The organism is Myroides sp. C15-4 (assembly GCF_050522745.1).
Classification (GTDB): domain Bacteria; phylum Bacteroidota; class Bacteroidia; order Flavobacteriales; family Flavobacteriaceae; genus Flavobacterium.
In genome coordinates this window covers 32,673-47,361 of sequence record NZ_JBMVQX010000007.1, presented here as the reverse complement: position 1 = coordinate 47,361, position 14,689 = coordinate 32,673, and the positions used below count along the sequence as shown (strand labels likewise).

Here is a 14,689-nt window from a genome sequence, read left to right as displayed (position 1 = left end):
TAAAAAAAGGCATTTACTTGCGTAAATACCTTTTCTTTATTTTTTATGTAGCTGTTATCTTACGAACAAGCAATTTTATTCACGCGATTAGCGTGTCTTCCCCCTTCAAAAGCGGTTGCTAAAAAAGTTTCTACCATGGCAACAGCTTGCTCAATCGAAGTAAAACGCGCAGGAATACTGATGACATTTGCATCATTGTGCAAACGCGCCAATTCGGCAATTTCTTTGGTCCAACACAACGCACAACGCACCCCTTGGTGTTTGTTTGCTGACATGGCAATTCCATTTCCACTTCCACAAATAACAATTCCGAAATCTACGCTTCCGTTTTCCACCGCTGTGGCTACTTGATGTCCAAAATCAGGATAATCTACAGAATCAAAACGATCTGTTCCATAGTTTGTTACCTCATATCCCTTGGCTTGTAAAAAATCGACAATGGCCTTTTTATACGCTGGCCCAGCATGATCATTTCCAATTGCTATTTTCATTTTTTTCGTTGTGTTTGTGTTCCCTACAAAGGTAAAACTTTTGCCTTTTATAATCCTAATTCTTCTACAGCTATTTGGCGCATTTCCACCTTTCTAACTTTTCCTGAAATCGTCATCGGAAAAGAAGAAACGAATTTCCAATACTTGGGAATGCGGTAATGGGCAATCTTCTGATCACAGAATTCACGCATGCTCTCTCCTGTCGCGGTTTTTCCTTCTTTGAGGATGATCCATGCCATCACTTCTTCTCCGTACTTCTCACTTGGCACCCCAATTACCTGTACATCAGCTACATCAGGATGAGTGTACAAGAAATCTTCAATCCATTTAGGTGAGATATTCTCTCCCCCACGAATGATCAAATCTTTTATTCGCCCTGTGATAGCAATGAACCCCTCCTCATCCATGGTCGCTAAATCTCCCGTATGCATCCATCGATTTTCATCGAGTACTTCCGCAGTTAAGGTGCGGTTATTCCAGTATTTCAACATAACAGAGTACCCACGCGTACACAACTCACCAGCTTCACCGCGCGGCACAATACCTCCCGTTTCAGGATCGACAATTTTTATCTCCAAGTGATCTTGCACGGTTCCGACTGTACTTACTTGTTTCTTAATATCAATACCTATATGGGTTTGTGTAGATACAGGTGAAGTTTCTGTCATGCCATAACAAATACTGATCTCATCCATATTCATTTCCGTTTTCACGCGTTTCATCACGTGTTCTGGACACAATGATCCCGCCATTACACCTGTGCGCAAGGACGATAAATCATACTGCTTAAAATTGGGCAATTGCAGTTCAGCAATAAACATCGTCGGCACGCCATAAAGGGAAGTACACTTTTCTCTTTCTACCACTTCCAACGTTTTTGCAGGATCAAAACTATCATTGGGAATAACAATGGTTGCGCCATGGGACGTACAACACAAGTTGCCAATCACCATACCAAAACAGTGGTAAAAAGGCACGGGAATACACACGCGATCCTCCGCAGTATATTTTAATCGTACGCCAATAAAATACCCGTTGTTTAGGATATTGTGATGCGTTAGCGTCACTCCTTTAGGGAACCCCGTTGTTCCTGATGTATATTGAATATTAACGGCTTCGCCAAACTGAACCGATGCTTCTAATTCGGCCAATACGGCTGCATCGATTTCCTTGCCTTGAGCCACAAAATTGTCCCATTCTTCCCCGAGAAAAACAACTTCCTGTAGGGATGGACAATCTTCGCGCACCATGGAAATCATCTTTCGATAATCACTCGTTCGATAAGACTCCGCCGAGATGATGGCTTTTATTTCGGACTGATTTACCGCAAACTCTAATTCGTGTGCACGGTAGGCTGGATTCAAGTTGACCAATATCACCCCAATTCGCGCCGTTGCATATTGTAAGAGCACCCATTCATAACAATTGGGCGCCCAAATCCCTACGCGATCTCCTTTTTCAATCTGCAAAGCCAAAAGCGCTCGAGCCACTTGCCCTGTCTGTTGATAAAACTCGCGATAGGTTGCTCTATACGCTTGATGCGCACTGATTAAGGCTTCGTTATCTGGATATAATGCTGTTATTTTTCTTAAATTTTCTCCTATTGTTTCTCCTAACAACGGAATACTAGAGGCGCCATGCACATAGGATATTGCTTTCATTCTTCGTTTTCGTTTTTTATTGGTTGGTTTTCTAATGTACAAAAAAAAAGGAAAGGTTTTCCCCCTTTACAATTATCTTCTCGCAACTAACAAGATCTTTGTTGTAAAATAATCCCAACCCTAAGCCTGTTTATTTCACACACCACCCCACACTTCACCCAAAATCCTACCAATATCCTTTGAGTATGCTTTGAGTATGCTTCGAGTATTCTTCGAGTATCCTTCGACAAAACCTTAGATTATCCATATAAACTCGAAGCATTCTTGAAGTTTTGTCGAAGCACGTACTGCTCAAACCTAACCAAAAAACAAACCAAAGGGAAAGAATTATCCCTGATTTAATTCTCAAAATCAAGTCCTCAGTATAGAAAAAAGAAATAAATGCCGTCTAAATGAGAAAAAAGAAATACTTTTGACCTCAGTTTTCCGAATGAATTACACTTTTGAAGGAATAAAACCAAGTAGAAATCGATTGAAAAGACTTAGACCTCGACCGATTCTTCTTGTTTCCTTTACCAAAAAATGAAAAACTATAGGTTGATATAGTTGAGATTAGCACACTTTTTAGTCCTTGTAATTCACAATAATAACACAAAAAATAGCCTTTTATTCCTTAGAATAAAGAGTATTTCGTACATTTAAACAACTTTCCATACCCCTTTAGGGTGGAAAAAAAACAAAAAAATGGCAAAAAAAATTAGACATAAAAAGAAAAAACAATTTGATTTTTCGAATAAGATTTTAAAATTTTTAGGGAAGAATCCCAGTAAATCTTTTAACTATAAACAAGTAGCTGCCCAATTAGAAGTAGTAGATACTCAAGGCAGAAACGAAATTATTAAAGAACTTAAATTCTTACTTTCCAAAACGTTAATCGAAGAAGTAGAGGTTGGGAAATTCCGATTTGTTCCAAAAGCAAATTACGTAGAAGGACACATCGATATGACGAGTCGAAAAACGGCGTATTTGGTGAGTGAGGAACTAGAAGAGGATGTTTTCATCCCGACCAACAACCTAAACAAAGCCCTAGATGGGGATTTGGTTAAGGCTTACATCTACAACAAGCGCAAAGGCCGAAAACCAGAAGCTGAGGTTGTTGAGGTATTAGAGCGTCACCGTACGCAATTTGTTGGGGTGATTGAGATCCAGAAAAACTTTGCTTTTGTGACCACAGCCGATGCAAAGATGTATACGGATATTTTTATTCCCAAAGACAAATTCTTAGATGCACAACCTGGAGATGTTGTTTTGGTTGATTTAGAAGATTGGCCAGAGAAAGCAGATAGTCCTTTTGGAAAGGTAGTCAAAGTATTGGGTAAACAAGGAGAGCACAATACGGAAATCCACGCTATTTTAGCTGAATATGGACTTCCTAGTGAATTTCCAAAAGAAGTAGAAGAGTTTGCAAACAAACTCGATACGTCTATTCAGGAAGAAGAAGTAGCCAAACGCCGTGATATGCGTGAGGTATTGACTTTTACGATTGACCCAAAAGACGCCAAAGATTTTGACGATGCTTTATCTTTCCAAACCTTAGAGAACGGAAACCATGAAATTGGAGTTCACATTGCCGATGTATCCCACTACGTACAAGAAGGAACGATTTTAGATGATGAAGCGTATCACCGCGCAACTTCTGTGTATTTAGTGGATCGTACTGTTCCCATGCTACCCGAAGTATTATCCAATTTCGCTTGTTCCCTTCGTCCTCATGAGGATAAATATACCTTCTCAGCCGTGTTCGAAATGAATCCAAAAGGCGAGTTAGTAAACGCTTGGTTTGGTCGTACGGTAACGCATTCTGATCAACGTATGGCCTATGAAGAGGCGCAATACATTATCGAAACGCAAGACCGCACCATTCCAGAAGCTATTTCTATAACTGGAGAAGCACAAGAAGTGAGTGAAGAAGTCGCTCATGCCGTACTAACGCTAAATCGCTTGGCTATTATCTTGCGTCAAAAACGAATGAAAGCTGGAGCGATTTCTTTTGATAAGGTAGAGGTAAAATTCAACTTGAACAGTGAAAGTGAGCCTGTAGGCGTTTTCTTTAAAGAAGCAAAAGAAGCCAATCACTTGATTGAAGAATTCATGCTTTTGGCGAATCGAAAAGTATCAGAATTTATTGGTAAACAGAAGAAAACCTTTGTGTATCGTATTCACGATGAGCCCGATCAAGATAAATTATTTGGGTTGCAAGCCGTTATTTCGAGATTTGGTCATTCCTTGAATTTTAAATCCAGAGATACGATTTCCAAATCCTTAAATGAATTACTGAAAAATGTACAGGGTAAAAAAGAACAAAACTTAGTCGATACGCTAGCGATTCGAAGCATGAGTAAAGCGAGCTATTCCACACAGAATATCGGGCACTACGGTTTAGCTTTTGATTACTACTCTCACTTTACATCGCCTATTCGACGTTATCCAGACGTTATGGTGCACCGTTTGTTGGAATTCTATTTACACGGTGGAAATTCAGCGAATGCAGAGGAATACGAAACGAAATGCAAGCACTGTTCAGCGATGGAAAGCCTAGCAGCAAACGCTGAACGCGATAGCATTAAATACATGCAAGTGAAGTATATGCAAGACCAAAAAGACAAGTCTTTCGTTGGTGTTATTTCTGGTGTGACGGAATGGGGTATTTATGTGGAAATCATCGAAAACAAATGCGAAGGCATGGTGCGCATACGCGAAATTAAAGAAGATTACTACGTCTATGACGAAAAACAATATGCTTTACTTGGACAAGCTACAAATAACACACTTCAATTGGGTGATACGGTGGTTGTTTCAGTTAAAAATGCAGATTTGGTTAAGAAACAATTGGACTTTAATTACATACAAAAACTAAGCTAAGATGAAAAAAATTGCTGTATTATTTATTGCATTATGCGGAACCTTTGGTTTTGCTCAAGATGTCAAAGAAGTAGGGGAGTTTACTAGTGTAAATGTTTTTGACAAAATAGAACTGACGTTGATTCCGGCCAAAGAAACTAAAATGGAAGTTTCTGGAAGTAATACCAATGAGGTGACCTTTGTAAACAAAAATGGATACTTGAAAATCAAAATGAATTTCAGCAACAGTTTTCAAGGAAGTAATACCAAGGTAAAACTGTACTACAAAGCCCTTGAAGAGATCATAGCTGAAGAAGGAGCTAGTATTGAAAGCAACGACGTAGTTCAAGCAACAAACTTGCGAATCCACAGCAAAACGGGTGCTTCTGTTGATTTAAAAGTAAAGGCAGAAAAACTGATTGTACGCAGCTATACGGGTGGAACGATTACCTTAACGGGAAAAACGACTACACAAGATATTTTAGCCAATGCGGGCGCTACGGTTTACAATGAAAAACTAGTCAGTAAACAGACTGAAGTGACCGTAAATGCTGGTGGTATTGCCAAAGTCAATGCAACGGATTTAGTAGACGCTAAAACTAGAGCTGGTGGCGAAATCATCATCTTTGGTGGCCCGAAACAAATCAATGAAAAAGTGGTCATGGGCGGAAGTATCAAAAAGGAGGAATAAAAGTATTTATTTTTTTCTTATTCAATTGTCATAAAAAGCTGTACCTTGCAGTAGGTAATAAACATAGGTGCCAATATATAAACTATATTGGCATTTTTAATTGTGGTAAATGATCGATGACTTACTTACAGGGGTGACCTTAGGTTTTTTCCTAAGCTTCATGATTGGTCCTGTATTTTTTATTCTTATTGAGACGAGTATTACAAGGGGAATTCGAGCAGCTCTCGCTTTTGATATGGGCGTAATTCTCGCAGATGCTCTATTTTTCTCCATTGCCTTTTTTAGTAGCTTTCGCTTGATTAATTCGATTAAAGACGAACCCGCTCTATTTATATTTGGAGGATTATTGATGTTGACCTATGGGATTATTTCCTTTGTCAAGCTCAAAAAAGTACAAGTTCACACGATCCAAATTGCTCCACCCAACTTAAAAAGAGAATATTTGAACCTCTTTGTCAAGGGCTTTCTACTCAACTTTATTAATGTAGGGGTTTTGGGCTTTTGGCTGGCAATTATCATCACATTAGGCCCTAAGATGGACATGGATACCGAACGCATGTTTTTGTTCTTCTTATTCGCTATTGCCGCCTATTTTGTAACAGATGTATTCAAAATTCTCCTAGCTAAACAACTGCGCAAGAAGTTAACAGCCGAGAACATTTTAAAAGTAAAGAAAATAAGCAGTGTATTATTAATGATATTTGGACTGGTAATCATGGTAAAAGCCTTTATTCCCACCTCCGATCAAGAATTAAACTTGCCAATCCCTCGATTGGAACGAAAGTAAAATTGGAACGAAAGTAAAAAAGGATAGCTTCGCTATCCTTTTTTACTTTATAGTGATACGTAAACCGTAAGTAGTAAATGGTAAATGGTAAGTGGTGAGTAGTGAGTAGTGAGTGGTGAATGGTAAGTAGTGAATGGTGAATGGTGAATGTAAACTAAACAAAAAAAGCCCTAACTTTCGTTAGAGCTTTTAGTAAGTCGGGGTGGCAGGATTCGAACCTGCGACCTCCTGGTCCCAAACCAGGCGCGATGACCGGGCTACGCTACACCCCGCTTTCGGTATCGTGAGTGCAAATATACGGCAAAAATTCAATCTGTCAATAGTTTTGACTACTTTTTTTAGATAAAAACGAATTTTATTTATATCCTAGTGATAATTATATAGTTATGGGTGATGGGTGATGGGAGATGGGTGAAAAACCGTACACCGTCAACTGTTAACAAAAAAAGTAAACCGTAATCCGTGGTGCGTAATCCTTACACAAACACTTATTTCTCATTTCTCTTTTCTCATTTCTCTTTTCCAAAAAAAAAGGATAGCAAATGCTATCCTTTTTTCTGAGGCATCGAGCGGATTCGAACCGCTGTAGACGGTTTTGCAGACCGCTTCCTAGCCACTCGGACACGATGCCGTATCCTTTAATTGGATGCAAACTTACTACTATTTTTTAAATTTAAAAACCAATTTAGTGAGTTTTTTACCTCCAACAATCAGAAAACTATCTAACTCCCTGCATTTCAACAGTTACGTATTCAACATCTCCTCCAATTGGTGGATTAATTTTCGAAACCGCTACAGTTACCTTCTCCACTAACTTGATTTCTAACAAGATTCGATCAATAATACGCTGCACAACCGTTTCTAATAATTTCGAACGCTTGTCCATTTCTTCTTTGACAATTTGATTCAATTGAACATAATCAATAGCATTTACGAGTTCATCTGTTGCTGCTGCATCTCTAAAATCGCCTGCTGCGGTAATATCTACGCGATATTCTGATCCTATTTTAGCCTCTTCTGGCATGCAACCGTGAAACGAAAATGTTCGAATATTATTGAGTCTAATAATCCCCATAAAAAACCTTCTTTTAGATTAAAAGATAAAAATACGATTATTTTTAGTTAGATATCGCCTTTTGTCCAGGTAAAGTACATCGAAATTGTTTAGTTTTTTGATACCTTTGTAGTTATAATATTTATATCCATGTCAACAAAAGAGAAATCATTAAATTTTATTGAGCAAATCATTGAAGAAGATTTAAAAAATGGCTTGCCAACAGAAAAACTACATTTCCGTTTTCCGCCTGAGCCTAATGGTTATTTACACGTAGGTCATGCGAGTTCTATTTGTTTAAACTTTGGATTGGGATTGAAGTACAATGCGCCAGTAAACTTGCGTTTTGACGATACGAATCCCTCAAAAGAAGAACAGGAATTTGTTGACGCAATCAAATACGATGTAGAATGGCTAGGATATCAATGGGCAAATGAAGTGTATGCATCGGATTATTTCCAGCAACTATACGATTGGGCTGTGCAAATGATTAAAGAAGGCAAGGCCTATGTAGATAGCCAATCTTCTGAAGTTATGGCTCAACAAAAGGGTACACCGACAACAGCAGGAGTTAATAGTCCGTATCGAGATAGAACTGTAGCCGAAAACCTAGATTTATTCGAACGAATGAAAAAAGGAGAATTTGCAGAAGGCACGCATATTTTACGCGCTAAAATCGACATGGCACATACCAATATGTTGATGCGCGATCCAATCATGTATCGCATCATCAATGCGACACACCACCGTACAAAAAACGATTGGTGCATATATCCCATGTATGACTGGGCACATGGAGAAAGTGATTACTTAGAAAGTATTTCGCACTCGTTCTGTACCTTGGAGTTTTTACCTCACCGTGAATTATACGATTGGTTCTTAGATCAAGTGGTAGAGGAGGAGCATATTCGTCCGAAACAACGCGAATTCGCCCGTAGAAATCTATCGCATACCGTTGTAAGTAAGCGAAAACTAGCGAAACTCGTAGCAGAAGGGCATGTTACAGGATGGGATGATCCGAGAATGTCAACGATTTCTGGATTGAGAAGAAGGGGATATACGCCTGCTTCGATCCGAAATTATGCAGACACTATTGGAATTGCCAAACGAGATAACTTAATTGACGTTTCCTTATTGGAATTCTGTGTACGTGAGGATTTAAATAAAATAGCACCTCGTGTGATGGCTGTTTTAGATCCTGTAAAATTGGTTATTACCAACTACCCAGAAGGACAAGAGGAGTGGTTAGATGCTGAAAACAATCCGGAAGAAGAAGTAATGACTTTTAGAAAAGTTCCTTTTTCAAGAGAATTGTACATTGAAAGAGAAGACTTTAAAGAGGAAGCAAACAGCAAATTCTTCCGTTTGACTTTAGGAAAAGAAGTTCGCCTTAAAAACGCCTATATCATCAAAGGAGAAAGCGTAATCAAAGACGAAGAAGGAAATATTACAGAGATACACGTAAGTTATGATCCAGAGAGTCGCAGTGGAAGTGGAACAGAGGCAAGCAAACGCAAAGTAAAAGGAACCATTCACTGGGTTTCTATACCACATGCAGTAGAGGCAGAGATTCGCGTATACGATCGTTTGTTTATCAATGAAAATCCAGATGGCAATAAAGAGGTAGACTTTTTAGCCTTCATCAACCCGAATTCTTTAAGCTTAGTCAAAGGATATTTAGAACCTAGTTTACGCGAAGTAAAAGCTGGGGATAAGTTCCAATTTCAACGCATGGGTTATTTCTGTGTGGACAAAGACAGTACAGCAGATCACCTTGTATTTAACAAAACCGTAGGGCTTAGAGATACTTGGGCGAAGCTAGATCAAAATTAATTTTATTAACAATACAGTAAAAAAAAGGTGTTTTTAACGTTATATTAACGATCAAAAACACCTTTTTTTATTAACTTTATGAGATAACCATAAAACTTAATAAGTATGTCAGATCGTTTAGGAAGTACATTAGCAGCTTTAGTAGCTGGGGCAGCAATAGGAGTAGGTATTGGAATACTTTTCGCTCCTGATGAAGGAAAGAAAACGAGAAAAAAAATTAAAAGATCGTTTGATGAGTCTAAAGATGAATTATCAGATAAAATTGATGATTTAAAAAAACAAGTGCGAAATGTTGTTAGCAAAAAGGCTGATAGTTTCGAAGATGGTATTGAAGATTTTGTCAATGCTGCCGGAAAGAAAAGAGATGAGGTTATTTCTGCCCTAGAACACAAGCTAGCTGAACTGAAAAAGCAAGGAAAAGAGTTAGCTGAAAACGCAAAAAAATAATCTTTTTATATCAAATAAAGCATGGCATTCCAGGAAATCAAAGACAACCTCAGCGAGATTAAAGAACATTCAGAACAATACATCAATACGAGTATTGACTATGTTCGTTTGTGGGGGTTTAAAATTACAGCAAAGACAGCTATCATTTTTATGACAATTTTTGTCGTTGGTGTTTTTCTTCTTCTTTCGCTTTTATTTTTATCCCTGTTTGCAGCCTTTGCCATAGGGGAGAGCGTTGGAAGTATATCGCTTGGATTCCTCTATGTTGGCTTGTTTTATTTATTAATTAGTATTCTTGTCTTTACTTGCCGAAAATACCTTGTTGATAGACCCCTTATTAAAAAGCTTTCAGAAGCTATTTTTAATGATTAGATTTTAAATATATATGACTATGAGAAAGAGCTATTCATCCTTAGAGCAGATTAATCACGATCTACAAATCTTACGCATAGAGAGAGAAATCCACTATCAAAAGGTTAATCTTGCTTTAGACCAGCTTAAAGAAGAAGCATCTCCCGAAAAATTAATCAAGAATACTTTGGGTACTGCGGGTTCACTATTGAAAAGCTCTGGTAGCATACAGACTTTAATCATCTCGTCTATTTTCCGTTATTTTGTACGCAGAAAATTCAAGAAATAAAAAATGACGTAGCGCTAAAGCGTTCAGTTCACCCCTAAAAAGCTACTAGAAGAACAATATTCAAGCGTTCTTCTAGTAGCTTTTGTTCATTATACCCTCAACTAACTTGCCTCAGATCTACTCGAAGGTAGTTGTCTCCTCTTTTGCGTTGGCTCAATTCGCTTCTTTCGCTAGCAGGTCGCTTTATTTAACTTAGTTGCAAAAAAAAACTTGAAGATGCTATCTTCAAGTTTTATCATTTTTATATTATTCGTCTACTTTCGCTAAATTAGCTCAAATAAGACGATTTAAGGCCTGTTATATCGAACAACCTAGTTTGATTCATTATTCTTTTTTGTAGGCTTAGACGGTCTTTCATTTGACATTTCAGTAATTTTCCCACTCGCTGCAAAGGACGTAATCATATTGGTCAACATATCGCTTGCTGCAGTTGGAGAATTCGGCAATAAGATTAGATTCGATTTCGAATCTGCACCCACTGCTTGAAGTGTATCATAATGCTGTGTCACCACAATTAAGGCTGAAGCCTCTTGCGAATTAATGCCCACTTTATTTAAAACATCCACACTTTCAACTAATCCCTGAGCGATTTCACGACGTTGATCTGCGATACCTTGTCCTTGCAAGCGCTTCGATTCTGCTTCTGCCTTAGCTTTTGCTACAATTCGGATTCTACTTGCTTCTGCTTCGTATTCTGCAGCTACTTTCTCGCGATCTGCGGCATTAATTCGATTCATCGCATTTTTTACCTGAATGTCGGGATCAATATCCGTAATTAACGTATTGATAATATCATAACCATAGGTGGTCATTGCTTCGTTCAGTTCTCTCTTTACAGCTACGGCGATATTGTCTTTTCGCTCGAAAACATCATCCAAAATTAACTTGGGTACTTCGGCACGTACCACGTCAAAAACATAGGATGTAATTTGATCATGCGGGTATTCCAATTTATAAAAAGCATCGTACACGCGATCGGCAATCACTTTAAACTGAACCGAAACTTTGAGTTTAACGAATACGTTGTCCTTGGTTTTCGTTTCGATCATCACGTCCAACTGCTGAATTCTCAAATTAACCACGCCCGAAATTCGGTCCACTACGGGTATTTTTAACTGTAACCCAGAGTGTCGAATACTATTAAATTTACCAAAGCGCTCTATAATCGCTGAAGACTGTTGTTTAACTGTAAAAAAGCTCAAAAACAAGACAATCAATACAGGTACAAGAAAAATTAAAAACATAACAATTATTATTTATTCGTAGGTTAAATTACAAAAAAAATCTCCATTGCAGGAGATTTTATGTTATAATTGTACTTTAAATTCTAATTCTACTTCAATCATAGCAAGTAGTGCTGGTGGTAAACCAGCTGCTAAGTCGGGTACTAAAATTGGGATCAAGGCAGCAAATTGATCGCCTTTTGCTTTGATTACTAACTTATCCTCTGTCAATGTCGCTACATTTACTTTCATCTCCTGATCAAATAAGGTAAAGGTCAATTGGTTTGTTGCTGAATTTAATGCCCAGTTAGAACCTGTTGTTGTTACGGCACAACTTTCATCGTGTAAATTAAACCTCACTTGTTCTGTATCATTGAAAACGAGTGTATCATCGTCGCAATTTTCTTGTTTAGGATAAGGCATGGAAATGGGATCACCTGCTGGCATTCCTACATTTACATGCACCGGAACCCAAGTTTTTCTTATAGAAACAGCTGCTTGCTCCACGTTGATGGTAATTTCATTACTATCGTTATATCCTTCTTTCTTAGCGACCACTTTATATGTGCCAGCTGTAGTAAAGGTAAAAGGATTCGTCACTTGCTTGCCATCTACATAAATAAGACTGCCTTCTACCGTTGTACTTCCAACAGCAACCACAAAGGCAACTTCCTCATTTACAGTCACTGTATTTCCTTTTAATGTCTTTAATTCAAGCGTTTGCATTTGCTTTTTTTCTGAACTATTATCATCACTACTACAAGAAACGGTTCCTGTAAGCACAAGGGCTAGTAATGAAAAAGAAAGCATAATTTTTTTCATACGTTTATTTTTGGTTAACTTTCAAATATACAACTTATTACTTATTTTTTTTTAAAAATAATTAACGTTGAAATATTATTTATTTAACAAAAAGGAAATGAACAAAATAGCGTTCTTTCTCTTTTATTTCTTTCACTTCTGGGATAAAGGGAATTAAATCTGCTGCGACCTGCTCTAAACCAATCGACACTTCCAATTCATTGGTAGATTTATGCAGTAGGATGGTTTTTAGGGTACGATTATCCGCTACTTGTATCCCTAATTCTTCTAATTTGTGGTACCATATAAAAGGGGAAGTCTTCGCTTGACCTAAGCTGTCATAAGCCTGAAATACACCCGTAAAATCTTTGTTTAACACCACTACATCTGCAGAATTACCAAAACTGCTATACTCTTTTTTAACTACTGCTTGGCCGAGCAGTGGTTTTATCGTAATGGATTGCGGTTTCCATTCTCCTACCAGGTGTTTTTGAATAAAATTAGTCCATTCATTTTGCGCTCTTTCTTCTGTATTGGCTTCATCGTTCGCACAAGAAGAAAGCAAGAGGGCAACAATCCCTAAACTAACCAGTGATTTTTTCATTAAATTTCAATTTTAAAATTAAAAATACGCCTTATTTTTTACAAATGTAGTACACCTTTCTTTTAAAAAAGAAAAGAGAGCTGTTGAGCTCTCTTTTTACTTATAGTGTTGCAATTGCTTGCTTGATTCTCTTTAGCGTTTCGTCTTTACCAATTAGTTCAATGATTTGAAATAAATCAGGGCCTTTAAGCGCGCCAACTACACCTACGCGTAGCGGTTGCATCACTTTACCCATACCAATTTCTTGTTCATTGATCCACGCTTTTACTACTGTTTCAATTGTATTAGCTTCAAACGTATCAATTCCCGCGATCACTTCCGCTACTTGTTGCATGATAGCTGATGTATCTTCTTTCCAGTTTTTCAATGCTTTTGGATCGTATTCAGTTGGTGCTTGGAAAAAGAAATCACTCAATTCGTAAAAATCAGCTACAAACGTAGCGCGTTCTTTAATTAATCGGGTGACTTGCTCCACATAAGCATCTGTCGCTTGAATTCCCTTTTCTTTCAAGATCACTTGAAAGGCTTGGGCTAGATCTGCGTCTTTTTGTTGTTTTAAGTAGTGCTGATTGAACCATTTGTTCTTTTCTGGGTCAAACTTAGCTCCTGCTTTATGCACGCGTCCTAGGTCAAATTTTGCTACTAATTCTTCTAGTGAAAAGATTTCTTGGTCTGTACCATCATTCCATCCCAACAGCGCTAAAAAGTTGAGTACTGTTTCTGGGTAGAATCCTCTTTCGCGATAACCTGATGATTTTTCGCCCGAAATAGGATCGTGCCAGTCTAATGGAAATACAGGGAATCCCAACTTATCTCCATCTCTTTTAGACAGTTTTCCGTTTCCTACTGGTTTTAAAATTAAGGGTAGGTGTGCAAATTTTGGTGCTTCCCATCCAAATGCCTTGTACAACAATTCGTGTAAAGGCATCGAAGGTAACCATTCTTCACCGCGAATAACGTGAGAGGTTTCCATCAAATGGTCATCGACAATATTGGCCAAGTGATAGGTCGGCATCCCATCGCTTTTGAACAATACCTTATCATCTAATAAATTCGTTTCGAATTTAATATCTCCACGGATGATATCATTCAAAAAAAGCGTTTCATCCACAGGTGTTTTGAAGCGGATAACATAAGGCACATCCGTAGCAATCAACTGATCTACCTCTTCTTTTGCTAGCTTTAAAGAGGTTTTTAACGCTTCTCTATTGCTGTGATTATAAATAAATGTTTGCCCAGCTTCTTCAGCCTTTTTGCGCAATTCATCTAATTCTTCTGCTGTATCAAACGCATAATACGCCCATCCTGTTTCAATTAATTGATCGGCATATTGCTTGTATAATGCTTTGCGTTCACTTTGTCTGTAAGGTCCAAACTTCTCGTTTTTTCCCATTGTTTCATCTGGAGAAATACCCAACCATTCTAATGCTTCCAGAATATAGGCTTCTGCTCCTGGGACGAATCTATTTTGATCGGTATCTTCAATTCTCACATAAAAAACACCGTTATTCTGTTTAGCAAATAAATAATTAAATAATGCTGTTCTAACACCACCAATGTGTAAAGGTCCTGTTGGACTAGGTGCAAAACGCACGCGAACTTGATTAGCCATTTTG

General features: G+C 38.0%; 14 protein-coding genes and 2 tRNA genes. 7 read left to right on the top strand and 9 right to left on the bottom strand.

Annotated elements, in window-relative coordinates; all coding sequences use genetic code 11:
- Positions 1-59: 59 nt before the first annotated feature.
- Together rpiB and ACPDHL_RS05070 are read right to left on the bottom strand one after the other, a co-directional pair.
- Complete coding sequence (gene rpiB / locus ACPDHL_RS05075) at positions 60-491, bottom strand: ribose 5-phosphate isomerase B (protein ID WP_430531707.1); 432 nt, start codon at positions 489-491, stop codon at positions 60-62.
- Positions 492-538: 47 nt separating this feature from the next.
- Positions 539-2,152, bottom strand: coding sequence for an AMP-binding protein (locus ACPDHL_RS05070; RefSeq protein WP_430531706.1), 1,614 nt, complete (start codon positions 2,150-2,152; stop codon positions 539-541).
- Positions 2,153-2,836: 684 nt separating this feature from the next.
- Between ACPDHL_RS05070 and rnr the strand changes: the two genes are divergently transcribed.
- The 3 genes from rnr to ACPDHL_RS05055 all read left to right on the top strand — a co-directional run bounded on the left by rnr (position 2,837) and on the right by ACPDHL_RS05055 (position 6,471).
- Complete coding sequence (gene rnr / locus ACPDHL_RS05065) at positions 2,837-5,014, top strand: ribonuclease R (protein ID WP_430531705.1); 2,178 nt, start codon at positions 2,837-2,839, stop codon at positions 5,012-5,014.
- 1 nt (position 5,015) lies between these two features.
- Positions 5,016-5,684 carry a GIN domain-containing protein gene (locus tag ACPDHL_RS05060; RefSeq protein ID WP_430531704.1) on the top strand — a complete coding sequence of 223 codons (669 nt, stop codon included), beginning with the start codon at positions 5,016-5,018 and terminating at the stop codon, positions 5,682-5,684.
- A 109-nt stretch (positions 5,685-5,793) separates the two neighbouring features.
- Positions 5,794-6,471 (top strand): LysE family translocator, encoded by a 678-nt coding sequence (locus ACPDHL_RS05055; RefSeq protein WP_430531703.1) that lies wholly within the window; start codon positions 5,794-5,796, stop codon positions 6,469-6,471.
- A 197-nt stretch (positions 6,472-6,668) separates the two neighbouring features.
- On the opposite strand, the gene ACPDHL_RS05050 is transcribed toward ACPDHL_RS05055, so the two are convergent.
- The 3 genes from ACPDHL_RS05050 to folB form a co-directional block, all read right to left on the bottom strand.
- Positions 6,669-6,743: transfer RNA gene (locus ACPDHL_RS05050), tRNA-Pro, on the bottom strand.
- A 288-nt stretch (positions 6,744-7,031) separates the two neighbouring features.
- Positions 7,032-7,102 (bottom strand) — tRNA-Cys (locus tag ACPDHL_RS05045).
- An 87-nt stretch (positions 7,103-7,189) separates the two neighbouring features.
- A complete protein-coding gene (gene folB / locus ACPDHL_RS05040; RefSeq protein WP_430531702.1) occupies positions 7,190-7,546 on the bottom strand; it encodes a dihydroneopterin aldolase in 357 nt (118 codons plus the stop codon).
- Positions 7,547-7,675: 129 nt separating this feature from the next.
- On the opposite strand from folB, the gene ACPDHL_RS05035 reads away from it, so the two are divergent.
- The 4 genes from ACPDHL_RS05035 to ACPDHL_RS05020 all read left to right on the top strand — a co-directional run bounded on the left by ACPDHL_RS05035 (position 7,676) and on the right by ACPDHL_RS05020 (position 10,445).
- A complete protein-coding gene (locus tag ACPDHL_RS05035; RefSeq protein WP_430531701.1) occupies positions 7,676-9,358 on the top strand; it encodes a glutamine--tRNA ligase/YqeY domain fusion protein in 1,683 nt (560 codons plus the stop codon).
- A 105-nt stretch (positions 9,359-9,463) separates the two neighbouring features.
- A complete protein-coding gene (locus ACPDHL_RS05030; RefSeq protein ID WP_430531700.1) occupies positions 9,464-9,805 on the top strand; it encodes a YtxH domain-containing protein in 342 nt (113 codons plus the stop codon).
- A 21-nt stretch (positions 9,806-9,826) separates the two neighbouring features.
- Positions 9,827-10,177, top strand: coding sequence for a hypothetical protein (locus tag ACPDHL_RS05025; RefSeq protein WP_430531699.1), 351 nt, complete (start codon positions 9,827-9,829; stop codon positions 10,175-10,177).
- 19 nt (positions 10,178-10,196) lie between these two features.
- A complete protein-coding gene (locus ACPDHL_RS05020) occupies positions 10,197-10,445 on the top strand; it encodes a DUF6327 family protein (protein WP_430531698.1) in 249 nt (82 codons plus the stop codon).
- Between the two features lie 311 nt (positions 10,446-10,756).
- Here ACPDHL_RS05020 and ACPDHL_RS05015 read toward each other — a convergent pair whose 3' ends face one another.
- The 4 genes from ACPDHL_RS05015 to gltX form a co-directional block, all read right to left on the bottom strand.
- Positions 10,757-11,689, bottom strand: coding sequence for an SPFH domain-containing protein (locus ACPDHL_RS05015; RefSeq protein ID WP_430531697.1), 933 nt, complete (start codon positions 11,687-11,689; stop codon positions 10,757-10,759).
- Between the two features lie 63 nt (positions 11,690-11,752).
- Positions 11,753-12,490 carry a PEGA domain-containing protein gene (locus ACPDHL_RS05010; RefSeq protein WP_430531696.1) on the bottom strand — a complete coding sequence of 246 codons (738 nt, stop codon included), beginning with the start codon at positions 12,488-12,490 and terminating at the stop codon, positions 11,753-11,755.
- 79 nt (positions 12,491-12,569) lie between these two features.
- Entirely contained in the window at positions 12,570-13,073 is a 504-nt protein-coding gene (locus tag ACPDHL_RS05005) for a hypothetical protein (RefSeq protein WP_430531695.1), read from the bottom strand.
- A gap of 100 nt (positions 13,074-13,173) precedes the next feature.
- A complete protein-coding gene (gene gltX / locus ACPDHL_RS05000; protein ID WP_430531694.1) occupies positions 13,174-14,685 on the bottom strand; it encodes a glutamate--tRNA ligase in 1,512 nt (503 codons plus the stop codon).
- Between the last annotated feature and the right edge of the window lie 4 nt (positions 14,686-14,689).